Below are 23,321 nucleotides of genomic sequence, written 5' to 3'. Positions count from 1 at the left end.
GTCTCTGGTCTGTCTCTGGTCAGTCCCTCGGGAGGCCGAGCAGGCGCTCGGCCACGACGTTCAGCTGCACTTGCGTCGTCCCGCCCGCGATCGTCAGGCAGCGCGACATCAGCAGTCCGTGCACGGCCCGCCGCCCCGGTCCCTCCGCCACCGCGCCCGCCGGGCCGAGCAGTTCGAGGGCGAGCTCGGCGACCTTCTGCTGGTGGAGGGTCTGGACGAGCTTGCGGACGCTCGCGCCCGGGCCGGGTTCGAGGCCCGACACCTGGAGGAGGGTGGTGCGCAGGCCGATGCAGGCGAGGGCGTGCGCCTCGGCGACGAGGGCGCCGATCCGGACGCGTACGGAGGTGTCGGCCGTCGCGGAGGCCGCGACGAGCGCTTCGAGGCCGGTGTCGAAGGCGACCTGGTCGGCCATGTGGACGCGTTCGTTGCCCAGCGTGTTGCGGGCGACGCGCCAGCCGTCGTTCACCTCGCCGACGACCGCGTCGGCGGGCAGGACGGCGTCGTCGAACCACACCTCGTTGAAGAGGGACTCGCCGGTGATCTCCTTGAGCGGGCGGATGTCGACGCCGGGAGTGGTCTTCATGTCGACGACGAAGTAGGTGAGGCCGCGGTGCTTGGGCGCGTCGGGGTCCGTGCGGGCGAGCAGGATCCCGTAGTCGGCCCACTGGGCGGCGCTCGTCCACACCTTCTGCCCGTTGATCCGCCAGCCACCGCCGTCCGTCCGCTCGGCTCTCGTACGGAGGGAGGCGAGGTCCGAGCCGGCCTCGGGTTCGGAGAAGAGCTGGCACCACTGCTGTTCGCCGCGCAGGGTGGGGCCGAGGTGGCGTTCCTGCTGCGCCGGTGTCCCGTACGCGAGGAGGGAGGGGATCACCCAGGTGGCGATGGACAGCGGGCTGAGCGTGATGCCCAGCGCCTCCATCTCCCTTTGCACGGCGAGCTGTTGCAGCGGGCCGGCGCCGAGTCCGTACGGCTCCGGGAGGTGCGGCGCGGCGTAGCCGGTGCCGGCGAGGGCGCGGCGGGCGGCGCGCGGGTCGAGTCCGGCGGCGGGTGCGAGCGCCTCGCGGGCGGCCGTACGGAACCGCTCGGCGTCCTCGGGGAGTTCGAGGCGCAGGACGCGGCGGGTGCCGGCGGCGGCGTGGCGTACGGCGGTGGCGCGGTGGGTGTCGCCGCCGCCGAGGAGCTGGCGGGCGACGAGCGCGCGGCGCAGGTGGAGGTGGGCGTCGTGCTCCCAGGTGAAGCCGATGCCGCCGAGGATCTGGACGCAGTCCTTGGCGCAGCCGTACGCGGTGTCGAGGGCGGTGGCGGCGGCGAGCGCCGCGGTGAGGGTCCGTGCGTCGGGGTCGGCCTCGCGGGCGGCGCGGGCCGCGTCCCAGGTGAGGGCGCGGGCCTGTTCGAGGCGCACGAGCATGTCGGCGCACAGGTGCTTGACGCCCTGGAACTGCCCGATGGGCTTGCCGAACTGCACCCGGGTGCGGGCGTGTTCGGCGGCGACGTCGACCGCGCGGGCGGCGGTGCCGCAGGCGTCGGCGGCGAGGAGGACGGCGGCGAGGTCGCGGACGAGGAGGGAGTCGAGGGCGAGCACCCGGTCAGCCGAAACGCGGGTGCCGCGCGCGGTGACCTCGGCGGTGGGCCGGGTGGGGTCGGCGCTGTCGTGCGGGCGTACGGCGACGGTGCCGTCCGCCGCCCCGGCGTCCGCGGCGAGCCAGACGGTGCCGTCGGCGGTGGCGGCGGCGAGGATCAGCAGGTCGGCGCCGGCGCCGCCGAGGACCGGCGGGGCGGTGCCGTCGAGGACGTACCCGTCGTCGGTGCGGAGGGCGGTGAGCGTCCCGGCACCGAGGGCGACGGCCGCGATCCGCTCGCCCGCGGCGACGGCGGCGGCCTCCTCGGTCCGGCCGGCGCGGTGCAGCAGTTCGGCGGCGAGGACGCTGGGCAGGTACGGCCCGGGCAGCAGCGCCCGCCCGGCCTCCTCCAGGACGACGGCCAGGTCGACCAGGTCGCCGCCCCCGCCGCCGCACTCCTCCGGCAGATGGATCCCGAGCAGTCCCTGCCGGGCGGCCCCGTCCCAGTACGCGGGGCGGCCGGTGTCGGGCGCGTCGAGCAGTTTGCGTACGGCCTCCGGCGGTACGGCGCGGGTGAGCCAGCCGCGGACGGATCGGGCGAGCTCCCGCTGTTCGTGCGTGATGGCGATGCCCATGGCTCCGCAGACTAGAACACGTTTCAATCTGACGGAAGGTCAGATGAGAGGGTTCGTCGCGGATCCCGCGGGAGCGGCTGCGGCCGAGGGGCCGCCGGGGTCGCCGGGGCCGGCCGCCGGGACCAGTCGGACCGCGCCGGCGTTGTCAGTGCCGCCTGTCACGATGCGGAGCGACAGCAGGCATGCGGGAAAGAGAGGGCGCACGCGCCATGGGCACCTGGGACATCGGCCCCTTCGACAACGACACCGCCGCGGACTTCTCGTACACGGTCGACGAGGCATCGGCGGAGAGGAAGGCGGAGGTGCTGCTCGCCGCCTTCCGCGAGGTGACCGGGACAGGGGACGACTACCTGGACTCCGACATCGCGGTCGAGGCCGTCGCCGCGGCGGCCCTGGTCGCCGCGCAGCTGCCCGGCGGCGACCCGGTCACCACGGCGTACGGCCCTGAGGCCCCGATACCGCCCCTCCCCGCCGCCCTGCGCCCCGAGGCCCTCGCGGCCCTCGACCGGGTGCTCGGCAAGGACTCCGAACTCCTGGAGCTGTGGGAGGAGTCGGACGGCGACGCGTGGAAGGCGGGCGTGCTGCGGCTGCGCGCGGTGCTCGCGGGCGCGGCCGGGCGTACGGGCGACACCGAAGACGCCGCGGGGTAAGGCGCCTTCACGCCGGAAGGCGGTCGGGCACCCCGGGATTGGAGAGGCTTCCGATCAGGTCCGCGCCGGGGGTCGTGAGGCGCACCCTGCCGCCGGCCGGCACATGGACCGTGCAGGTGACGTGGCCTTCGGCCCGTGCGGCGGGCCAGAGCAGGTCGCAGCGAAGGTCGACGTGCCGCCGGCCCGGCGCCACTGGAACGCTCTCGTTGACGGGGTGGCGGACCCTGTCGACGGAGAGAGTCCAGCAGGACGCCGGTCCGGGTACCTCGACGTGGAGCGTCTGCGTCACTCGAACCTGACCGAGGACACGTAGTCGTTGAAGGTCTCGTCCCCCGAGTCGGGCGTGTGATGGACGGTCGCCATGCCGGGCGGGTCCGTCACGGGCGTACCGGCGCTGGCGAGGTTGCGGATGACGGTGAACATCTGACCGCCGACCTTCAGGCTGAAGTCGCCGTTCTCGGTGCTGTAGTCGTCCTCACAGAACCAGTGGACGACCCTGCCCGGCGGTCCGATGAAGATCATCGAACTGATCTCGTCCTCGAGCTCGATGTCGTTGGTGAGCAGGTCGTTCTGGATCACCGTGATGTCGTTGAGCACCGGCACCCCGTCCGCCCCGGCGAACGCGAAGTACGTGCTCGCGGTGACGCCGCTGACCAGGCTGTCGAGTTTCAGCAGGAACGCGGCCAGGTCGGCGAAGGACTTCAGCGTGGTCAACGTCTCCTGCAGCGTCGCCAGAGTCGTCTTGAGCTGGTCGAGGCTGCGCAGCGGCGAGTGCCCGGGGACCATGAGGAACACGAACCCGTCGTCGTCGCCTGCCTTGGGCTGGAACTCGTCGTGTCTGAACGCCGCGATCAGCTTCGGGATGAGGAGCGTGGGGATCAGCACGGGGACGGGCGGCAGCTCCGGCGGAGACTCCGCCGTCACCGGCGGCGTCCCCTGGACGGTGAGCTTGATTCTGGCGCGAAGCTGGCGACGGGCCGGTGCCGGCACCGGATTGGTCGTGGTGAGTTCCTCCACCACCGGCTTGAACGCGACGGTGATGTCGGTCCCTTTAATCTTGGGCGTACCGCCCTCGTTGTCCGGGACTCCCTTGACGATGTCCCATTGGGTCTCAGCGAGCGGGTTGCCGTTCTCGTCCTCGACGCTCCACACCACCTCCACCTGTACCGGTACCTGCGTCTTGCTGAGCATGGGGATCGAGCCGGCGAGCTGGCCGAGCAGGCCGTTGACTCCGGGTGGCACGGCCACGCCGCCCAGGGGCTGCCCGCCTGTGATCACTTGGGGGCCCAGATCGGCCGGAGTGAGGGATGGTTTCTCAGGCCCGGAACCCGCGAACCTGACGTCCTTCGTGATGAACGTCATGTCGACGGCGCCCTTCACCATCTCCGTGATCTCGACCGTGCTGGGCAGTGGCTCGATCGTGGCATCCACCAGTACGCCGCCCGGCCGCACCGTGGCGACCGGCTGAAGCGACCTCACAAGCGTGTCGAGGACGTTTTTCACGGGAGTGACGGGAGTGGACATCAGCGTGCCTCTCCCGCCATCGCGTCCTCGGTAGCGGAACGAAGGGTGCTGGTCGACTGCAGCGAGATGAAGAAGTCCTCCCCACTGGACAGCAGGAAGTCTCCGGCCTTGACGTCGATGAAGTCGTTGTGACCTTCGTTCATGACGGCACGAAGTCTTCCCGCCGCGTCGAAGGTGATCCGCCATCCGTTGTTGTGCGGCGTCATGGTGTGCGCCATGGGGATGTCGATGCGCATGACGGAGCGTCTGTTCATGTAGACGGCAGTGCGAACGGCCGCTGCTTCTACGGTGGCTTGGGTGTTGTCGGCCACGGTGAGCCGCCTCCTTGGCGAGAGTCACGGGGTGGGTTTCACCGTCAGCATGACCACCGCCCTGCTTCCTCTCCCGTGGCACGCGGGACCGGCCCTTCGTTCGGGGCACGGCGCTCGGGATCGCTCTCGTTCGGGCCCTACGCCCCCCGCACCTCAGGATCCCCCGTCTGCCCGGCCCGGCTTGTGACACGTGCCGCCGACCGGCGGAGGCCCCGGCCGCCATCCGGCGGAGTCGGCCCGCGCGGCTCGCGCGGCCCGGTCGGCGCGCCGACCGGGCCGCGCGAGCAGCCGGCGAAGCCAGCGGGTGCGGGTCGCGCGGGCGTCTTGGGTGAGGGTGGCGTGGCGGGCCAGGCCGTCGAAGCCGTGGCAGGCGCCCGGTACGACGTGGAGTTCGGCCTGGCCGCCGGACTGCCAGATCCGGTTCGCGTACGCCACGCCCTCGTCCCGGAACATCTCCGCCGAGCCGACCTCCACGTACGCCGGAGGCAGCCCCGACAGGTCGGTGGCGCGGGCCGGTGCCGCGTACGGCGGCAGCTCGGCGGACCCGTGGAGATCACCCAGATACGCCTGCCAGACCGTCGCATGCGACGTCAGGTCCCATACGTCCACCCCCGACATCTGGCGCGCGGAGTACGTCGCCAGGCTGTCGTCCAGCATCGGCGACAGGAGGAGTTGTCCCAGCGCGGCCGGGCCGCCGCGGTCCCTCGCGAGCAGCGCGAGCGCCGCGGCGAGCCCGCCGCCCGCGCTCTTGCCGCCGATGACGATGCGGTCCGGGTCGATGTCCAGTTCGTCCGCGTGCCCCGCCGCCCAGACCAGGCCCGCGTGCGCGTCCTCCAGCGCGGCCGGGTACGGCGCCTCCGGCGCGAGCCGGTACTCGACCGAGAGGACGGCCATGCCCAGCGGCTCGGACCACTCGCGCAGCACCGTCGGGAGTACGGACCAGGCGTTGCCCATCACCATCGCGCCGCCGTGCAGGTAGTAGAGCAGCGGCAGCGGGCCGTCCAGCCCCGCCGGCCGCGCGCTCACCAGCGTCACGTCTCCCACGCGTAGGTCTTCCACCTCGAAGCACCCGTCCGCCCGCAGCTCCACGGCCGTCGGCCGGGGCCGCGAGGCCGCGTCCCGCGCCCGGCGCTCGGCCAGGTTCCCCGGGGTGACCGGCTCGCGCCGACCCGTGCCCAAGGCGGCGACAGCGGCGGCCACTTCGGGATCGAAGGGCGTCGGCCGGTCCGTCGGCCCGCGCGTCATGTCCTTCATCGTGCCGCGCGCCGCGCGCGCACCGCGTGGACGACGGCCGTGCCCGTCGCCGCGATCCCCGTGACGCCGAGGAGGAGCAGCGAGGGGTTGACCCAGCCCGGGACGATTTCCTCGCCGTTGCAGACCAGGCTGACGGGCAGCGCGCCGGAGGAGTCGGGTGAGACCTTCGACCCCGCGTTGAACCAGCACGCGTCCTCAGGGAACAGGAACGGCAGGTACGACAGGCCGTACGCGTGGACGGCCCCGCCCGCCAGGAAGGCGAGCACGGCGAGGACGACGGCCACCCTGGCGGGCGAAGGCCGCCGCCTGGGCCGTCGCCCCGGCTGGTCGGCCCGGCGGCCCCGTAACGCCCCGACGACCGTGGCCCCCGCCCAGGCCGTCAGGGCGACGACGAGGACCGCCATCCCGAAGAGCGTCGCCACGGCGGTCAGCGCCGCCCGCTGTACGAGGACTTACGCCACAGCAGGTCCTGGCCGGTGCCCATACCGTTCCTCCATCACGCGTGCGATCAGCGCCGCCGTATTCTCCCGGGAGGGGGCTGCGGCCTGCAGCCGAGCGTAGCCGACGGCCCGCTCCCTGATCGCTGGAGAACTGGCGGTCGTTCGGCCCGCCTCGTCATTCTCGGTGGAGAGGATGTCCGGGTCGTCATCAGCGGCGCCGGGTCAGGTGCGCGAGGGTTTCGCCTCCACCTTCTCCGGCCCGCAGCCGATGCGCTCCGCCTCGGCGGCGACGTACGCGGGCAGCAGCTCGCGGGTGAGCCGGGTCGCGTCGTCGTAAAGGGGACGGTCCTGCTCCACCATGAACAGCACGCGTCCGGTCTGGCACTCCGCCTGGTACACCGCCCGGGTCGCGCTCACCCTCCCGTACCCCTTGGTGCCCTTGACTCCCGTCCCGCCGCGAAGCACGTCCTTCCCGAACACGTCGGTCAGCCCGCGGTCGACCACCGTCGTCAGCCGCAGCGTGGCGTCCAGGCTCCGGTAACCCGCCTCGCACACGCGCGCCGGGCCGCCGTCGCCGCTCGACCTGGACCACGTCAGCTCCTCACCGGTACGGGCCGGCATCTTCAGCCCCTTGATCCCGCAGAAGGAAGTGGCCGAGACGGGGCCCCGCTCGGGGAGGGCCGGCAGCCGCTCGGGGGTGCGGTAGGTGCCGGAGCAGCCGAAGTCGCGCATGACGCCGTTGGCCGCGGCGACGACCGCGCGGGTCAGGGCGGCGCGGTCCTCGTCCTGGTACTCCCACTCGATCTCCAGCGCGGCCCCCATCGAGACGTCGACCACGGTCGCCGCCTCGTTGTCGCCGACCGGGCCCGTGCAGCTCTCCGGCAGGGCCAGCCAGGCCCGTTCGGCCGAGGTCATGCCGGGCAGGCCCTCGCCGAGCGGGACCATCCGGGAGGTGAGGAACTCCCCGGGCCACCGGTGCGCGTCGGTCCCGTAGAGGCCGTCGAGGCGGTGGACGCCGACATGCAGCCGGCGCCTGATCCTGTCGCCCTTGTAGCTGGTGACACGGCACTCGCCGTAGGTCAGGCCCCGGGCGCGGCCGTCGCTCTCCAGGGCCTGCTCCTCGACCCTGGTCTCGCGGTCGCCGAACAGCGCCGTCATCGTTCCCTCGTCGAAGGAGTCCCAGCAGGGAGCGTGACCGCTCACCAGGGGCAACGTGTCGGTGCGCCAGGCGACGGTCCCGGCGCCGAGCAGCGCGCCGACGACGGCGGCGACGGTCGCGGTACGGGCGGTACGACTCCGCAGCAGACGCCGCAGACGGGAGGACGGGGCGGCGGCGGGCGTCTCCTCCGTGGCGTCGGGTGTCCTCCCGTTGTCGTTCGCCGTCTCATTCGCCGTCTCATTCGCCGTCTCGTTCGCCTTCTCGTTCGCCGTCTTGTTCGCCTTCTCGTTCATCGTGCCTCTCCCCCGGTCGCGCATCCGATGCGCTTGCTCACCGACGTGACGAAGTTCTGGAACACCCGCCGGTCGTCCGGCTGTCCGTGCCCCTGCAGGCCGGGCCGGACGTCTCCGTAGAAGACCGTTTCCCGACCGTCGCACGTGGCGCGCACCAGCCCCTTGTCGGCGCCTTCGGGGAGCCCCCTGAACAGCGCGGCCAGCCGTGGCTCGCCCGCCATCACGAACTGGGCGGCGGGCTCGTCGGGAAGCCGGCGGGCGCTGAACCACGCCGAGCAGGTCTGGAGCCGGTCCCCCACCGTGCCGACCTGCTCCTCGTAGTGGACCGTCCTGTCGTACGCGAAGGTCACCCCGGGAATCCGGCACAAGGGCGTATCGGCCGGGGAGCTCCGCTCCGCGACCTTCGCCATCGGGGAGGTGATGCGCAGTTCTTCCTCCGGCGCGCAACCCGCCTTCTTCATGAGCCGGTTGGCCGCGTCGACGAGCAGGCGGCCGACGGTCGACCGCGGCCCCATGGTGAAGCCCTCGCTCCGGACCGTCACCGTCACCGGCCTGCCGTCCGCGTCGCACGCGGTGGGCAGGACGAGCATGCCCCGGTCGCTCGCGACGAGGCCCGGGAGGCCGTCGGGCAGCGGGGAGGCGGAGCCGTGGAGGTTCCGGGAGATCCACGGGCGGCGTTCCTCGGCTCCGGCGGGCACGGCCCCGTACTCCAGCGTGACCTTGCCGTGGTCGCCGTCGTCACCACCGCCGCCGGCGGACGTCGAGGCCACCTCCACGGTGCAGGTGGCGTGCGGCCGGTCGGGGGCGGGCGGCGCGGACTCGGTGGCCCATCGCCCGGTGCCGGGCTCGGCGAGCACCTCCTCGCCCAGGAATTCCGCGCCGCTGTTCTCCTGCCAGGCGCCCCAGCAGTAGCTGTCCCGGAACGGCTTGGTGTCCGTGGCCCACAGTCCGATGCCCGCGGCCGATGCGATGATCGCGCCCGCGATCACGGTGACGAGCAGTCCTCGGCGCCGTTTCCGCCTCTCGTCGTCCACGCGTTCCCCCCTGCGAAGTGTCCACGTCAAAGCAAACGCCCCGATGCTACGGCCCCGGGGGCTCCGGGTGGGACGCGGGGCGAGGCATGGGGCACGATGGGCGCCCACACGTCGTACCCACCAGTAGGAGTGGTCCATGACCGCCACGGAGCCCAGCCCGGAGATTCTCGCCGCCTTCGAGGCGGCCAAGGGCTTCATGCCCGTCAAGGAGGGGCTGGCCCTGTACGCGGCCGCCGCCGAGGCCGCGAAGCTGGGCCTTCCGCTCCTCGAGGTCGGCACATACTGCGGGCGCTCGACGATCCTGCTGGCCGACGTCGCGCGGCAGGCGGGGACGGTCGCGGTGACCGTGGACCACCACCGGGGCAGCGAGGAGCAGCAGCCGGGGTGGGAGTACCACGACCCGACCGTGGTCGACCCGGAGGTCGGCGTCATGGACACGCTGCCGACGTTCCGCCGCACCCTCCGCAAGGCCGGGCTCGAGGACCACGTGATCGCGGTCGTCGGGCGGTCCCCGCAGGTCGCGAAGGTGTGGGCCGGGCAGCTCGGCTTCGTCTTCGTCGACGGCGGGCACACCGACGAGCACGCCACCAACGACTACGAGGGCTGGGCCCCCAAGGTCGCCCCCGGCGGCGTGCTCGTCATCCACGACGTCTTCCCGGACCCGGCGGACGGCGGCCAGGCCCCGTACCGCATCTACCTGCGCGCGCTGGAGTCCGGCGACTTCGAGGAGATCTCGGTCACGGACTCGATGCGGGTCCTGCGCCGGATCGGCTAGCCGGATCGGGCCGGCCGGGTCGGCCGGGGCCTGTCCGGCGCGGGCCCGGTCAGCCGGGTCGGCCGAGCCTGTCCGGCGCGGGTCCGGCCCCGGTGTCAGCCGTTCGGCGTTCCGGCCAGGCGGACGACCCAGCGACGGGAGCGGTCGTCGTCGCACGTGAACTGGACCATGTGCACGTTGTTGTCGGTGGACCGGCCGCCGGCGACCGTGGCGCACTTGCCGGTCTGGACGTTCACCACCTGATACGACGTGCCGCCCCAGTTGGTCAGGCGCCAGCGGCGCGAGGGGTCGGAGTCGCAGGTGAACTGGACGAGCTCCACGTTGTTCTCGGTGGACCGGCCGCCGGCGACGGTCGCGCACTTGCCGCTCTGGGCGTTCACCAGCTGGTACGAATCACCGTTCCAGTTGGTGATCCTCCATCGGCGTGACGGGTGCGTGTCGCAGTCGAACTGCAGCAGTTCGAGGTTGTTCTGGGCGAGGGTGCCGCCGTTGAAGGTCATGCACTTGCCGGTTTCGAGGTTGCGGAACTGGAAGGCCGCGCCGGAGATCCGGGCCTGCGAGGCGCTCGTACCGGTGGTGCTGCCCGCCGCGGGGTGGGCGACCGCGGGGATCGGCAGGAGCAGAGCGCTTCCGGCCAGGAGGATCGTCGACGTCGTCAGGAGGCGACGGGACCGCGTTTCCCTGTGTGGACGCATAGGAGCACTCCACATCTTGAGTCCGGGTGTGTACGAGTGAGTACGAGTGACCACGCGTAGGCGGGCCGATGGCCGCTGTTCTCCACTATCGGCCGGTCCGGCACCCCGCGCAAACGCGGAGCGCCGGAACTGTTGCCCAGTCAACTTGTCAGAAGCCGGAGGTCACGTAGAGGCAGTTGGTGTAGCTGTAGCCCGACTCGATCTTGGTCGTGCTCGGCTTCTTCATGCCCGCCGAGGTTCCCGTCCCCACCCGCTTCTGCAGCATCTGGTAGTTGCCCGGAGGCAGCGTCAGGGTCCGCTTCGGGTACTTCGACGACGGACCGGAACAGGGCTTGGGGCCGCCGCCCCTGGGGACGATGAGCGTCGAGTACGTCCGGCAGCCGGCGCAGGACGGGATCGTGATGCGGCCGGTCACCGGGCCCGTGTAGAGGAGTTCGACCTCGCCCGGGCCGTCGTTGCTGACGACCATGACCATCCCGGAGCCGTCCGCCGTCGCCCCCGAGGGGACCTTGTTCCCGGCGGCCGGGCTCTCCTCGGCGATCTCGGCGGCGATGGCGACGTTGCGGGCCTGGGCGGTCTGCGGGCTCGACGGGTACGCCTTGACGTAGTCGTCCATCGCCGAGACGGCCTCGGTGAACTCCTTCTTCTTGAAGTGGTCGATCCCACAGGCGAAGTCCCCGCGCTGGATCGTCCGCTTCGTGTCCTGGCCGAGCGCCGCGAAGGTCGTGTTCGGCAGCATCCCGACGGTGGTGTCGAAGCGGCGCAGTTCGGTGGCCGTGTCGCAGGGCGAGATGCCCATCCTCTTGTCGCGCTCGCGCAGGCCCTCGCGGAGGGTCGGCTCGACCTTCTGCGCGAACGGCGACTGCGGGAAGGTGCCGAGCAGGGCGTTGAGGTGGTCGGCCGCCGTCGTCTCCTGGCCCGCCGAGCCGATCGTCCGGGTCCCGCACTCGAACCACGACTCGGCCAGCGGCTGGTCGGCCTTGCCGACGAGGCTGCCGAGCAGCTTCCGGTCGACGGTGTCGGGCAGCGCGCGCAGGTGCTTGAGGGCCGGCACGGCCGAGCAGTAGTCCTTCTTCCCGTACGGCGCCGAGACCGTGTTGTAGTACGTGGCCAGCCGGTCCGGCACCTGCTTGCCGGCCCGCGAGCCGGCGTGCTTCGTGCCGAGGTCCTGATAGGTCGCGAGGGCCTGCCGGTAGGTGGACTCCACGCTCGTGAAGGACTGGCCCTCGCTCTGCTTCACCTGCGCGTCGGCGGCGGCCAGCCGGTCGAGCAGCGACTGCTCGACGGCCTCGTCGCGCGCCGCGCCGTACGCGAAGGTGCCGCCGCCGGGGACGACGAGCAGCAGCGCGAGCGCGGCCGGCAGCACGAGGCCTCGCCGGCCCGGCAGCGCCAGGCTCTCCGGGGCGGCGCGCAGACCGCGCCGCGCCCCGTCGGCCGCGGCGGCGAGCAGGAGGAGCCCGTACGCGACGAGCGCCCACAGCGGTACGCCGTCGGGATCGGCGGGCAGCGCGACGACGAGCAGCGCCAGGGTGGCGGCCCAGCACAAGGCCGCCGACTTCCAGTGCTTCAGCAGCACGTAACCGAGCCCCAGGCAGGAGAGGTTCAGCAGGCCCACGACGGCGGCCTGCGCGGGGTTCGCGGGCCCGAGCGGCGGGGCGGGGGCGGGGCCGGGTGCGGGTGGGAGCGGAGGCACGAGCCCCGGCGGGGCGGCCCCAGGCCCGGGCGGCGGCCCGAACCCGGGCGGCGGTCCGAACCCGGGCGCCCCGGACCCTGCCACCGGACCGGCCCCCGGCACGGGGTCGGCCCCCGGCACGGGACCGGACCCAGGAGCCGGCGCGGAGTCGGGCGCCGGCCCGGGCGCCGGCGTCTCGGGGCCCGGCACCGCGTCGTGCGCCGGTGGGTGCGAGGGTGGCGGAGGCGGGCTCGTGGGCGGGTCGGCCGGGGTCGGGGACGGGTCCCCGCTCCCCCGCGCCCCCGGGCCGGTCCATTCCCAAGGTGATGGATCGCGTGGATCGTTGGTGCCGTTCTCGTGTTCCCCCGCCACCGTTCCCCCTCTGGTCGTCGCGACGGTTCCCCCCACTTACCCTTCACCGTCCCTCCACACACGTTGCGTGTTCGTGGTTCCGCTGCGGGCATTCCGGGCGCGGAACGCCTACAGTCGCGGGGTGCCGTACGCCCACCGGAAGCTCCTCGCCGCCCTCGCCCTGCCGCTCGCCCTGACCGGGTGCGCCGGTGAGGCGGCCCCTCAGCCCTCCCGTACCGCCGACGCCAAGGCCACCGCCTCGAACGCCCTCCCGAGCGCGGCCACCGGCACGCGCGCGACGCCGAGCCCGGGCCGTACCGCCGCCGGAGGCCCGGCGCTCCCCCTCGCCGGGCGGACGGTCGTCATCGACCCCGGCCACAGCCCCGGGAACTTCCGGCATTCCGCCGAAATCAACAAGAAGGTCGATATCGGTACGAACCGCAAGGAGTGCGACACCACTGGCACCTCCACGAACGCGGGCTACACCGAGGCCTCGTTCACCCTCGATGTTTCACACCGTCTCCGCGACCTCCTCAAGAAGCAGGGCGCGAAGGTGGTGCTCGTCCACGACGCCGAGCGCCCCTACGGCCCGTGCATCGACGAGCGGGCCCGGGTCGGCAACACGGCGAAGGCCGACGCCGTCGTGTCCGTGCACGCGGACGGCTCGGCGTCCGGGCACCGGGGCTTCCACGTGATCCTCCCCGCACGGGTGCGCGGCGGCACGGCCGACACCGCTAAGATCGTGGCGCCCTCCCGCACCCTCGGCGAGAACCTCGTCACACAGTTCGCGCGGGCCACCGGCGCAAAACCCGCCAACTACATCGGATCCGGCACCGGATTGGACGTGCGCGACGACCTCGGGGGGCTCAATCTCTCAACCGTGCCCAAGGTGTTCATCGAATGCGGCAATATGCGTGACTCGAAGGATGCCGCGCTCCTGACCGACGCCGCGTGGCGCCAGAAGGCGGCGCAGGGGATCGCGAACGGCATCGGCGCCTACCTCAACGGGTAGGCAAGGGGCACGACCGAGCGGCAACGGGGCGAACGATAGATTCGCTCCGTACGATGGGGCGCCCCCGTGCTTCGCGCCACCCCGACGAGACGACCCGACGAAGGACTCTTACGTGAATATCCGCTCCCTCACCCGAGGCGATGGCGTGCTGATCGGCGCGGCGGTGGTGCTGTTCATCGCCTCGTTCCTCGGCATCTCCGGCTGCGACGCGCCGGCCAACATCTGTGACCAGGTCGACTCGGCGTACTCGTGGGAGATGTCGCCGCTCGGCTGGGGGTCCTTCTTCCTGGGCATCGCCGGCGCCGCGCTGGTGATCGCCTCGCGCGCCCTGCCGCAGCCGCGCAAGGTCGTCGGTCTCGACCTCGGCCAGGTGGGCGCCGCGTTCACCGTCGCCTCCGCCTGGACCCTGCTGATGTGGGTCTTCGAGTCGGCGAACGCCGGCGCCGGCCTGATCCTCGGCCTGATCGCCTCCCTGGTGCTGGCCGGCGGCGCGGTGGCCGGTCCGCTGGTCCCCGCCCTGCAGGGCCCGCTGCTCGGCGCTCCGAAGCCGCAGACCCCGCAGCCGTACGGCATGCAGCCGGGCCAGCCGGGCGTCCCCGGCGGCTACGGCTACCCGGGCGCCCAGCAGCAGCCGTACGGCGCACAGCCCGACCCGTCGCTCGCCGGCCAGCCCTTCGGCGGCCAGCCGCAGCAGGCCCAGCCGCAGGCCCCGCACGACGTCCAGCCGCAGCCCGCGCCCGCCCAGGCGGGACCGGCCACGGACTTCGCGCCGTTCTGGTTCGCCGTTCCGGTGGCCCGCCCGCTGTACGGCGAGGACGGCTCCACGGCGCCGATCGCCGAGCTGGCGCCCGGCACCTGGTACCTGGCGGTCGAGCAGCGCGGCCAGGCCCTGGTCGCGCAGACCCAGGACGGCCGCCGCGGTGTCCTCCAGGACACCACCGGCATCCAGCGCGGCTGATCGGCGGGACACCCGCTCTTCCCGACGGCCCCCCGCCCGGATCCCTTCCGGGCGGGGGGCCGTTGCCGTACAGTCCCAGCCTGTCGTAACTGACACACCGTCAGAAAGGCTGCGCGGCATGCGACTCGGACTCGCCCTCGGCTACTGGGGCCGCGGCCCCTCCCCCGCCCACCTCGACCTCGCCCGCGAGGCCGAGCGACTCGGCTACCACTCCGTGTGGACCGCCGAGGCCTGGGGCTCCGACGCCTTCACCGCGCTCACCTGGATCGCCGCCCACACCTCGCGCATCAGGCTCGGCACGGCCGTGGCGCAGATGGCCGCCCGCACGCCGACCGCCACCGCCATGCACGCGCTCACCCTCGACCACCTCTCCGGCGGCCGCGTGATGCTGGGGCTCGGGCTGTCCGGGCCACAGGTCGTCGAGGGCTGGTACGGGCGCCCCTTCCCGCGCTCGCCGCTCACCGCGACCCGCGAGTACGTGGACGTGATCCGGCAGGTGCTGCGGCGCGAGGGGCCGGTCGCGCTCGACGGGCGCCACCACCCCCACCCGTACACCGGCGCCGACGGCACCGGCCTCGGCAAGCCGTTGCGGCCGATCACCCACCCGCTGCGCGCCGACCTGCCCGTCCTTCTGGGCGCCGAGGGCCCCAAGAACATCGCGCAGACCCTGCGCATCGCCGACGGCTGGCTGCCGCTCTACTGGTCGCCGACCCGCTGGGCCGAGGTCTACGCCCTCCCGGACACCCTGCCGGCGGGCTTCCTCGTCGCGCCGATGGTCCGCGCCCAGGTGTGCGACGACGTCGCCGCGGGACTGCTGCCCGTCAAGGCGATGCTCGGCTTCTACATCGGCGGCATGGGGCACGCGGCCCGCAACTTCCACGCCGACCTGATGGCGCGCATGGGCTACGAGGCCGAGGCCCGGCACATCCAGGAGCTCTTCGCCGCCGGGCGGCGCGAGGAGGCGGTGCTCGCGGTGCCGGACGCCTTCGCCGACGAGATCTCGCTCGTCGGGCCCAGGGAGCGGATCGCCGAACGCCTCGCGGCATGGCGGAAGGGCCCGGTGACCGACCTCCTGGTCACGGCACCGGACCCCGAGACCCTCCGCACGCTGGCAGAGCTCAACTCCTGAGCGCTGAGAGCTCCTGAGCTCCGGAGCTCTCGGGCTCTCGGACGCCCGAGCCGCCTGCGTTCCTGAGGGGCCCCGCCCGCCGGCCCGCCCGCCGGCCCGCCCTCCCCGGCCGCGTCAGCCGCCCAGCTGCGCCGTGCTCGGCACCTGGTCGACGACCTCGGCGCCCGCGCTCTTACCCGCGTTCTTGACGCTGTTGATGACGCTTTCGAAGGCGCCGACGTCGCCGGCGGTCGCCTCGCCCTTGCGGAGCTTCGTACCGAGGTCCTTCAGGGCCTCGATGCCCGCGGACAGCGGCGCCACCGCCTTGGAGAGCAGCGGGTCGCCCTGGGCGTTGTTCACGGCCGCCTTGAGCCGGTTGTAGGTGAAGGCGCCCGCCAGGCCCGCCTTGACCAGCGCGAAGGTCCGCCCGTCCGCACCCTTCTTGAACTTGCCCGCGCGGTACGGCTTCACGATCCACTGGTACGTGGCGCCCGCCGCCAGTCCCGCGTTCGCGACGAACCGGGTCTTGGCCAGCTTCTGCCGCTCGAAGCTCGCCGAGGCCGTCGGGCTGGTGCCGACGCTCGTGCTCACGTTCTGCGCGCTGTCGCCGCCGCAGGCCGCGGTCGTCGCGAGGAGTGCGCCGGACAGGAAGAGGGCGACGACGGCGCGGCGCGCGCGTATGAAGCTGGGCACGGTGAGACCTCCCTGGGCCCCGGCGGGGTGCGCCGGGGACTGTGGCGCCAGCCTCGCCCGGGGCACGGGAGTCCGCCAGCCGAGTGAGTCCGTACGGGTTCCTCCGTCCCTTCTTCCTGACATCTCCGCTGGTCAGAGGCGTGGGACGTCCCTCGGTGTCCCTGGGACGGCGGCGCCTCTGGTCCGGGCCCGGGGCCCGCCGGACAGTGGATCACCGGCCCGGAACGGCTCCGGGCGCGGGAGGTCAGAGAGTTCGATGGTGAGACGCCGCGTGTGTACGGGGGGCGGTCGGTGTCAGTGGTTCTACCGGACGCCGGACGTCCGGCTGGGGCCGGGCATCGGCACGTACCGGGGGTTCCACTCCACGGCGGGGGTGGCGCAGGAGCGGCTCGTGGTGCCGAGCGGGCGGGTGTCGCTGCTCATCGGCTTCGGCGGCGAGATGCGGGTCCGCGGGGCCGCAGGTCGGCACACCTCGCTGGTGTCGGGGCTGCACACCCGGTCCCGGGTGCTCGGGCACGGCGGTGACGTGCAGGGCGTGGAGCTCACCCTCGCGCCCTGGGCGGCCCACCGGATCCTCGGCCCCGACTCCTCGCTGGCCGAGCTCGCCGACACCCTGACCGACCCGGCCGACGTCCTGGGTCCGCGCGCCCGGCACCTGGCCGAGCGTCTGGCGGCCGCCCCGACCTGGCCCGAGCGCTTCGCGGTCCTCGATGAGACGCTGCTGCGCTGGACCGCCGAGGAGACCGCGAGCCCGTCGTCGCCCGTCCTGGAGGCGTGGCACGTCCTGGAGCGGTCCGGCGGCACCCTGCCGATCCGCGAGGTCGCCGCCACCACCGGCTGGAGCCTGCGGCACCTGGAGGCCCGCTTTCGCGAACAGATCGGCCTCACCCCGAAGCGGCTGGCCCGGATCCTGCGCCTGAACCGGGCGATCCGGCTGCTCACGGCGGGCCACCGGCCGGCCGAGACGGCCGCCCGGTGCGGCCTGTACGACCAGGCCCACCTCAGCCGGGAGTTCACGTCGATGACGGGGCTGCCGCCGACCCGCTTCCTGGCGGACCAGGCGGCGGCGAGCAGCTGGATCGCGGGCTGAGGGCCCAGCGGAGCGCAGCGGTTTTTTCCAATACGCGGGTGTGCGCCGGATGTGAGTCTGGCGCACGCGTGCGATTGCGTACGCAACGTCAACGGACAAGGAACGGAATGAACATGAGCATGGGGCTCCGCAGGAAGGCGGCGGCCGTCGCCGCCACGACCGCGCTGCTGGTCGGCGGCGGCATCGCCACCGCGACCTCGGCCACGGCCAGCCAGTACTGCCCCGCCGGCTACCACTGCGTCTACTGGGGCAACCTGGGCGACAGCGCCTCGCACAACTACTTCAACAGCGACCTCGACTTCCGCGACGACACGTTCAACGCGAACTACCCCGAGGACGGCTACGGCAGCGGCGTCAACGACAACGTGTGGTCGGCCGCGAATTCCAGCACCGGCGGCTACGAGAGCCACTACTACCGTGACCCGGGCTACCAGGGCGGTCTGCTGTTCTGTGTGAACCCGGGAAGCCAGGTGTGGCCCTCCGATCTGGCGGCCTGGCAGAAGAACTCGGCCAGCTCCCTGCAGATGCGACCGTCGACGACGATCCACTGCTTCTGACCCACCCCGTGGGGAGGGGCGGGTCCCGGTGCTACAGGGGTGCACCGGGGCCCGCCCGCCCCCTCCCGCATCCGACCTCGCACCGACGAAAGGCAGCCGCCGCCATGCCCGGGACCAGCCGCCGTGTCCTGCTCGCCCTCACCGCCGTTCTGGCGGGCGGAGCCGCCGTCGTCGGCGGCACGGTGCTGACGACCTCCTCGGAAGCCGCACCGGCGTCGGCGCCGGCCGAGCGGACCCTCGCCTCCCCGGAGGGACTGGAGCGCCTGCACAGGCTGCCGCCCGTCACCGAACGCGTCTTCGCCTGGACCGACGCCCACGCCCGCAGCGCCGAGGCACAGCGACGGTACGCGATCGACTGCATGGACCGGCACGGCTTCCGCTACGCGCCGCCCGCCCCTCCGGCCGCCGGCTCGGGCGAGGACGAGCGGCCGCGGCCCTTCGGCCTGGAGCTTCCGCCGTCCGCGAGCCGGCCGGGGCCGGCGCCGTCCGCGGAGAAGCCGCCGAAGCCCGGCAGCCCGGAGGCCTCCCCGGCGTACGCGAAGGCGCTCTTCGGCGATGACGGGCAACGCGTCGTCGTCCACGGCGAGAAGGGCATGAAGGTGTCCAGGCCCGGCAACGGCTGTCTCGCCGACGCCGAGAAGCACGTCCTCGGCGACGGCAGGACGCGCTGGCTCCAGGTGCGGATCACGCTCTTCGAGGCCCAGGAGCAGTCGCGTGCCGACGTGGAGAAGGATCCCGCGTTCGGTGCCGCGACCGCTCGCTGGCGGCAGTGCATGGAGCGGGCGGGCTTCCCCGGGCTGCGCGACCCGCTGGCGCTGCCGAGGGCCCTGCCGAAGGACATCGTGCGGGCCGATCTGCGCTGCAAGAGCGAGACCGGCTATCTCACCGTCGCGTACACCCGGCTCGCCGCCGTCCAGCAGGCCTGGCTCGACCGTCACCCGGCCGTCGCCAAGGACTGGACGGCGCTGCTCGCCCGGCAGGACAAGGCCGCGCGCGAGGTGCTCGCGGCGGGGGGCCAGGGGGCTGCCCGCCCCTAGGGCACGAGACACCCCTGGGCCGGCCTGTCGCTGAGCCCGCCTGCCCCCTGAGCCCGCCTGCCCCCCTGAGCCCGCCTGCACGGTGGACAGCCCCTACGGCTGCTGGGCCTCCTCCAGGCTCGGGATGAAGTGGCCCGTGCAGCTCGGACGGCCGCCCTTCGGGAGGGAGGCGCAGGCCCACACCGAGCCGTCGTCGGGGGCGGCGATCAGCGGGGTGTAGACGTCGCGGTCGTAGTGGACGACGTCGGCCTGGGCGGCGCCGTCGGAGTTGTTGACGACGACCGTGGCGCCGACCTGCGCGAAGGAGATCCGGCCCCAGGCGGCCTGGCAGGCCCGGCTGTAGCGCAGTTCGATGACGAGGTCCTTGGGGATGGAGCCGGTGCGCACGGTGATCGCGTCGGCGCCGCAGTTCATCTTCTTCGGGTCGCGGCCCTCGCAGCCGGTGAGGGTGCAGCCGGTCGGCGGTCCCGCGACCTTCACGACGGGCTTCGGCTTCGGCGCGGCCGGCGGCTCGTCGGAGCCGGTGAGGGCGACGACGCCGTAGGTGACCGCGCCCGCCACCAGGAGGGCGGCGAGCACCAGCGCGCCCCACAGGGTGCGCCGGCGGCGGCCCGTGGGCCCGGCCGAGGGCCCTTCCGCGCTCTCCGCCGGTTCCGCCTCTTCCGTCGTACCCGGCTCGCCGGGCTCGCCCTGCGCATCCGGCTCCGGTGCCATGCGCCGGGCCTCCTCCTCGTCCCAGAGGGCGAGGAGGGGCGCCGGGTCGGTCTCGCAGAGTTTCGCGAGGCTCTCGACCGCGTCGCGGGGCGGGAACTGTTTGCCGTTCACCCACCGCTCCCACGACGACTTGGCGTAGTGGGTCTGTTCACTGAGCCGGGCGAAGCTCGCGCCGGACTGCTTCTTGAGGGCGAGCAGTTCGCTCGCCAGGTCTCTGACCGACCCCGCACGGTCCATCGTGACCGGAACTCCCTGTCATGCATGCTCATGCCAGCCATGAACGTGCACATCCTAGAGCGGGCTGATCAACCGCTTTTACGTGCATGGGGCACGCAGAGAGGCGGCCGGAGCCCGGCCGGGACACGGACGGAACGGCGTTCAGCCGCAGCAGTCCGGGTCCAGGCCGCGCGGCAGACGTTCGCCGCCGAAGACCGCGACCGTCGCCTCGTCGCCGCCGAGCGCCGCCACCGCGAGCAGCAGCGAGCCGGCGGTCCAGGTGGTCTGCTCCTCGGGCCAGACGGCCTTGTTGCCCTCGAAGACGTAACCGGTCCAGTAGTTCCCGTTCCCGGCCCGCAGGTGCCGGACGGACGTGAGGATCTCCAGGGCCCGGTCCGACTCGCCCATCGCCCACAGGGTGAGCGCGAGCTCGCAGCTCTCGCCGCCGGTGACCCAGGGGTTGGGCAGCACGCAGCGCACGCCGAGGCCGGGGACCACGAAGTCGTCCCACTTCTCCTCGATGCGGGCCTTGGCCTGGGCCCCGGTGACCGCGCCGCCGAGGACCGGGTAGTACCAGTCCATGGAGTAGCGGGACTTGTCGAGGAAGCGCTCGGGGTGGCTGCGGATCGCGTGGCCGAGCGCACCGGCCGCCAGCTCCCAGTCGGGCTGCGGCTCCTCGCGTTCCTCGGCGATGGCGAGGGCGCAGCGCAGCGCCTGGTGGATGGAGGAGCTGCCGGTCAGCAGCGCGTCGCGGACAGGGGTGCCGTCGGCCTCGCGCTTCCAGCCGATCTGGCCGCCGGGCTCCTGGAGGCCGAGGACGAACTCGACGGCCGCGTAGACGACGGGCCACATCCGGTCGAGGAAGGCGTCGTCGCCGGTGGACAGGTAGTGGTGCCAGACCCCGACGGCGATGTACGCGACGAAGTTGGACTCCAGGCCGCGGTCGGTGACGTTCCCGGGCTCGCCGTCGTGGTAGGCCGCGTACCAGGAGCCGTCGCCGTTCTGGTGCCGGGCCAGCCACGCGTACGCCCGGGCCGCGGCCTCGTGCTCGCCCGCGGTGTCGAGCGCCATGGCGGCCTCGGTGTGGTCCCACGGGTCGAGGTGGTGGCCGCGGAACCAGGGTATGGCGCCGTCCTCGCGCTGGACGGCGAGGATGCCTGCGACGGTGGCGGCGGCCTCCTCGGCGGTCAGGACCCCCGGCAGGACGAGGTGTTCCGCCATCCGCTCGGGAGAGGTCACTGGGCGTCGGCCTTCGGCAGGTGGGGCTTGGTCGCGTAGGCGACGAAGCTCTTGCCGACGACCGGGTTGAGCAGCTGCTCGGCGACCCGGGTCACGGCGGGCTTCTTCATGATGTCCCAGACCAGCAGCTTGTGGTACGCGCGGACCGGCAGCGCCTTGTCGTTGTCCACGCCGAAGGCGCACTTGAGCCACCAGTAGGGGGCGTGCAGCGCGTGCGCGTGGTGGGTGCCGTACGGCTTGAGGCCGGCCCCGCGCATCTTGGCGAGGAGCTCGTCGGCCTTGTAGATGCGGATGTGGCCGCCCTCGACCTCGTGGTACTCGTCGGAGAGCGCCCAGCAGATCTTCTCGGGGCCGTAGCGCGGGACGGTGACGGCGATGCGGCCGCCCGGCTTCAGGACCCGGACCATCTCGGCGAGCACGCCCTTGTCGTCCGGGATGTGCTCCATGACCTCGGAGATGATCACGACGTCGAAGGACTCGTCGGGGAACGGCAGGTTGAGCGCGTCGCCCTCCATGGCGGTGGCGGTGGCGCCGGCCGGCGCCTCACCGGCCTCCTTCATGGCGGCGAACCACTTGGCGACCTCGCGGATCTCCTCGCCGTTCTGGTCGAGGGCGACGACCTGGGCGCCGCGCCGGTAGCACTCGAAGGCGTGCCGGCCCCCGCCACAGCCCAGATCGAGCACGCGGTCGCCGGGGGCGAGCGGGAAGCGGGTGAAGTCGACGGTCAGCACGGGGTCTGCCTTTCGGGGTTGAGGAAGGGGCGTGGGCAGTCGTTCCTCCCCCAGACGTCGTCCGGGAGGTGCCCCCAAGCGGAACGGGTGGGCACAACCCACCCACCGGGCCGCGCCGGGCGAACCGGGCGAAGTGTCACCGAGCGCCCCCGCGCACCCCGGCGCCCTGCCTGGCGAGCGCCTCGCGGTAGAGCTCGGCGGTGCCCTGGGCGGCGCGCGCCCAGGTGAAGTTGGCCAGCACCCGCTGACGGCCGGCCGCGCCGAGCCGGGCGCGCAGCTCCGGGTCCCCGAGGACCCGGCCGAGGGCCACGGCGAGCGCACCCGCGTCGCCCGTGGGCACCGCCAGACACGTCTCGCCGTCGGGCCCGGCGACCTCCGGGATGGCCCCGCCGGTGGTGGCGACCAGCGGCGTGCCGGTGGCCATTCCCTCGGCGGCGGGCAGCGAGAACCCCTCGTACAGGGAGGGGACGCAGGCGACCTGGGCCGACCGGTAGAGGTCGACGAGCTCGGCGTCCGAGACGCCCTTGACGAACCGCACGGCGCCCTCGAGCCCGTACCGCTCGATGGCCTGGGCGACCGGCCCGTCCTCGGCGCGCTTGCCGACGACGACGAGGTGCGCGTCGGGGTGCTCGGTGCGGAGCTTGGCGAGCGCCTCGATCAGGAAGACCAGGCCCTTGAGCGGGACGTCGGCGCTGGAGGTGGTGACGATCCGGCCGGGGACCTCGGCGACGGACGGGTCCGGGGACCACAGGTCGGTGTCGGCGCCGATGTGGACGACCCGGATGCGGTCCTCGCGGACGCCGAGGTGCTCGACGATCTCCGCCCGGGAGGTGCCGGAGACGGTGAGGACGGACGGCAGCCGGCGCGCGACCCGCTTCTGCATCCGGGTGAAGGCGTACCAGCGGCGGACGGACGCGCGGCGCTTCCAGTCGGTGGCGGCGTCGAGTTCGAGCTGCCGGTCGACGGTGATGGGGTGGTGGATCGTGGTGACCAGCGGGGCGCCGATCGCGCGGGGGCCGCCGAGGAGCCCGTAGCCGAGGGTCTGGTTGTCGTGGACGACGTCGAAGTCGCCGCGGCGGGCGGCGAGCATGCGCCGGGCCCGGAGCGAGAAGGTGAGCGGCTCGGGGAAGCCGCCGGTCCACATGGTGGCGACCTCGAGGGCGTCGATCCAGTCCCGGTACTCCTCACGCCCCGGCGTGCGGAAGGGGTCGGGCTGCCGGTAGAGGTCGAGGCTGGCGATCTCGGTGAGCGAGAGGCCCGCCAGGGCCGTGCCGTCGACGACCTCGTCGAGGACGGGGTACGGCTGGGAGCCGATGACCTCGACGGTGTGGCCGAGGCGCGCGAGCTCACGCGAGAGGTGGCGGACATAGACGCCCTGACCGCCGCAGAACGGGTTCCCCTTGTACGTGAGGAGAGCGATCCGCAACGGACGGTCACCGCCTGGGCCGGCACCCTGTCGGGGGCTTGCCTCTATGGCCTCCGCGGTCAATTGCGACCCCCTTCGAGCGTGCTTTTCGCGCGAGCGTAACCGCCCGCGCTAATCTAGAACAAGTTACAGACTTGATCGTTCATGATCTTCTTGACCATGCTCTTGATCCTTGAGGAGCACAGAAT

At 73.0% G+C, this 23,321-nt stretch carries 22 protein-coding genes; 8 read left to right on the top strand and 14 right to left on the bottom strand.

The genetic code is table 11. The annotated features are described in order from the left end of the window. Positions 1 to 19: 19 nt before the first annotated feature. Positions 20 to 2,194: an acyl-CoA dehydrogenase gene (locus tag ACIGXE_RS03175; protein ID WP_399742166.1), complete on the bottom strand. Its 2,175-nt coding sequence runs from the start codon at positions 2,192 to 2,194 to the stop codon at positions 20 to 22. A gap of 209 nt (positions 2,195 to 2,403) precedes the next feature. Between ACIGXE_RS03175 and ACIGXE_RS03170 the strand changes: the two genes are divergently transcribed. After that, positions 2,404 to 2,844, top strand: coding sequence for a DUF4259 domain-containing protein (locus ACIGXE_RS03170; RefSeq protein WP_399743720.1), 441 nt, complete (start codon positions 2,404 to 2,406; stop codon positions 2,842 to 2,844). A gap of 285 nt (positions 2,845 to 3,129) precedes the next feature. Here the strand turns inward: ACIGXE_RS03170 and ACIGXE_RS03165 are convergent, their stop codons facing one another. The 6 genes from ACIGXE_RS03165 to ACIGXE_RS03140 all read right to left on the bottom strand — a co-directional run bounded on the left by ACIGXE_RS03165 (position 3,130) and on the right by ACIGXE_RS03140 (position 8,859). Next, positions 3,130 to 4,368 (bottom strand): hypothetical protein, encoded by a 1,239-nt coding sequence (locus ACIGXE_RS03165; protein WP_399742164.1) that lies wholly within the window; start codon positions 4,366 to 4,368, stop codon positions 3,130 to 3,132. Beyond that, complete coding sequence (locus tag ACIGXE_RS03160; RefSeq protein WP_399742161.1) at positions 4,368 to 4,679, bottom strand: hypothetical protein; 312 nt, start codon at positions 4,677 to 4,679, stop codon at positions 4,368 to 4,370. The genes ACIGXE_RS03165 and ACIGXE_RS03160 overlap by 1 nt, the downstream gene beginning before the upstream one ends. A gap of 153 nt (positions 4,680 to 4,832) precedes the next feature. Then, positions 4,833 to 5,924 (bottom strand): alpha/beta hydrolase, encoded by a 1,092-nt coding sequence (locus ACIGXE_RS03155; protein WP_399742158.1) that lies wholly within the window; start codon positions 5,922 to 5,924, stop codon positions 4,833 to 4,835. A gap of 5 nt (positions 5,925 to 5,929) precedes the next feature. After that, the gene (locus ACIGXE_RS03150) at positions 5,930 to 6,355 is read right to left on the bottom strand and encodes a hypothetical protein (protein ID WP_399742155.1); all 426 of its coding nucleotides are present in this window, start codon (positions 6,353 to 6,355) and stop codon (positions 5,930 to 5,932) included. A gap of 240 nt (positions 6,356 to 6,595) precedes the next feature. Beyond that, positions 6,596 to 7,825 carry a hypothetical protein gene (locus ACIGXE_RS03145; RefSeq protein WP_399742152.1) on the bottom strand — a complete coding sequence of 410 codons (1,230 nt, stop codon included), beginning with the start codon at positions 7,823 to 7,825 and terminating at the stop codon, positions 6,596 to 6,598. Then, positions 7,822 to 8,859 (bottom strand): hypothetical protein, encoded by a 1,038-nt coding sequence (locus tag ACIGXE_RS03140; RefSeq protein ID WP_399742150.1) that lies wholly within the window; start codon positions 8,857 to 8,859, stop codon positions 7,822 to 7,824. Before ACIGXE_RS03140 ends, ACIGXE_RS03145 begins: the two co-directional genes overlap by 4 nt. Before the next feature lie 136 nt (positions 8,860 to 8,995). Between ACIGXE_RS03140 and ACIGXE_RS03135 the strand changes: the two genes are divergently transcribed. After that, positions 8,996 to 9,634: a class I SAM-dependent methyltransferase gene (locus ACIGXE_RS03135; RefSeq protein ID WP_399742147.1), complete on the top strand. Its 639-nt coding sequence runs from the start codon at positions 8,996 to 8,998 to the stop codon at positions 9,632 to 9,634. A 95-nt stretch (positions 9,635 to 9,729) separates the two neighbouring features. Here ACIGXE_RS03135 and ACIGXE_RS03130 read toward each other — a convergent pair whose 3' ends face one another. Both ACIGXE_RS03130 and ACIGXE_RS03125 read right to left on the bottom strand, forming a co-directional pair. Further along, a complete protein-coding gene (locus ACIGXE_RS03130; RefSeq protein ID WP_399742144.1) occupies positions 9,730 to 10,329 on the bottom strand; it encodes an RICIN domain-containing protein in 600 nt (199 codons plus the stop codon). Between the two features lie 148 nt (positions 10,330 to 10,477). Next, entirely contained in the window at positions 10,478 to 11,944 is a 1,467-nt protein-coding gene (locus ACIGXE_RS03125) for a hypothetical protein (protein ID WP_399742141.1), read from the bottom strand. A gap of 550 nt (positions 11,945 to 12,494) precedes the next feature. Here ACIGXE_RS03125 and ACIGXE_RS03120 point away from each other — a divergent pair. The 3 genes from ACIGXE_RS03120 (at position 12,495) to ACIGXE_RS03110 (ending at position 15,451) form a co-directional block, all read left to right on the top strand. Further along, positions 12,495 to 13,364: an N-acetylmuramoyl-L-alanine amidase gene (locus ACIGXE_RS03120; protein WP_399742139.1), complete on the top strand. Its 870-nt coding sequence runs from the start codon at positions 12,495 to 12,497 to the stop codon at positions 13,362 to 13,364. Between the two features lie 112 nt (positions 13,365 to 13,476). Continuing rightward, positions 13,477 to 14,322, top strand: a complete 846-nt coding sequence (locus ACIGXE_RS03115) for a DUF5336 domain-containing protein (protein WP_399742136.1) — start codon at positions 13,477 to 13,479, stop codon at positions 14,320 to 14,322. A gap of 118 nt (positions 14,323 to 14,440) precedes the next feature. Further along, positions 14,441 to 15,451, top strand: coding sequence for an LLM class F420-dependent oxidoreductase (locus ACIGXE_RS03110; protein ID WP_399742134.1), 1,011 nt, complete (start codon positions 14,441 to 14,443; stop codon positions 15,449 to 15,451). A 114-nt stretch (positions 15,452 to 15,565) separates the two neighbouring features. Here ACIGXE_RS03110 and ACIGXE_RS03105 read toward each other — a convergent pair whose 3' ends face one another. Continuing rightward, positions 15,566 to 16,123 carry a hypothetical protein gene (locus ACIGXE_RS03105; RefSeq protein WP_399742131.1) on the bottom strand — a complete coding sequence of 186 codons (558 nt, stop codon included), beginning with the start codon at positions 16,121 to 16,123 and terminating at the stop codon, positions 15,566 to 15,568. Between the two features lie 256 nt (positions 16,124 to 16,379). On the opposite strand from ACIGXE_RS03105, the gene ACIGXE_RS03100 reads away from it, so the two are divergent. The 3 genes from ACIGXE_RS03100 (at position 16,380) to ACIGXE_RS03090 (ending at position 18,807) form a co-directional block, all read left to right on the top strand. Continuing rightward, the gene (locus ACIGXE_RS03100; protein WP_399742129.1) at positions 16,380 to 17,213 is read left to right on the top strand and encodes a helix-turn-helix domain-containing protein; all 834 of its coding nucleotides are present in this window, start codon (positions 16,380 to 16,382) and stop codon (positions 17,211 to 17,213) included. Between the two features lie 113 nt (positions 17,214 to 17,326). Next, positions 17,327 to 17,770, top strand: coding sequence for a hypothetical protein (locus tag ACIGXE_RS03095; protein ID WP_399742126.1), 444 nt, complete (start codon positions 17,327 to 17,329; stop codon positions 17,768 to 17,770). Positions 17,771 to 17,874: 104 nt separating this feature from the next. Then, positions 17,875 to 18,807: a hypothetical protein gene (locus ACIGXE_RS03090; RefSeq protein WP_399742123.1), complete on the top strand. Its 933-nt coding sequence runs from the start codon at positions 17,875 to 17,877 to the stop codon at positions 18,805 to 18,807. A gap of 93 nt (positions 18,808 to 18,900) precedes the next feature. Here the strand turns inward: ACIGXE_RS03090 and ACIGXE_RS03085 are convergent, their stop codons facing one another. The 4 genes from ACIGXE_RS03085 to ACIGXE_RS03070 all read right to left on the bottom strand — a co-directional run bounded on the left by ACIGXE_RS03085 (position 18,901) and on the right by ACIGXE_RS03070 (position 23,196). After that, positions 18,901 to 19,758: a DUF2690 domain-containing protein gene (locus ACIGXE_RS03085; protein WP_399742120.1), complete on the bottom strand. Its 858-nt coding sequence runs from the start codon at positions 19,756 to 19,758 to the stop codon at positions 18,901 to 18,903. A 141-nt stretch (positions 19,759 to 19,899) separates the two neighbouring features. After that, positions 19,900 to 20,958: a prenyltransferase gene (locus tag ACIGXE_RS03080; protein ID WP_399743717.1), complete on the bottom strand. Its 1,059-nt coding sequence runs from the start codon at positions 20,956 to 20,958 to the stop codon at positions 19,900 to 19,902. 14 nt (positions 20,959 to 20,972) lie between these two features. Then, the gene (locus ACIGXE_RS03075; RefSeq protein WP_399742117.1) at positions 20,973 to 21,707 is read right to left on the bottom strand and encodes a class I SAM-dependent methyltransferase; all 735 of its coding nucleotides are present in this window, start codon (positions 21,705 to 21,707) and stop codon (positions 20,973 to 20,975) included. A gap of 136 nt (positions 21,708 to 21,843) precedes the next feature. After that, positions 21,844 to 23,196 carry a glycosyltransferase family 4 protein gene (locus ACIGXE_RS03070; RefSeq protein WP_399742114.1) on the bottom strand — a complete coding sequence of 451 codons (1,353 nt, stop codon included), beginning with the start codon at positions 23,194 to 23,196 and terminating at the stop codon, positions 21,844 to 21,846. Positions 23,197 to 23,321: the final 125 nt, after the last annotated feature.

It is taken from the genome of Streptomyces sp. NPDC053431 (genome assembly GCF_044544925.1).
Lineage (GTDB): Bacteria > Actinomycetota > Actinomycetes > Streptomycetales > Streptomycetaceae > Streptomyces.
The sequence above is the reverse complement of the archived record's forward strand: the minus strand, read 5'-3'. Positions and strand labels throughout refer to the sequence as shown.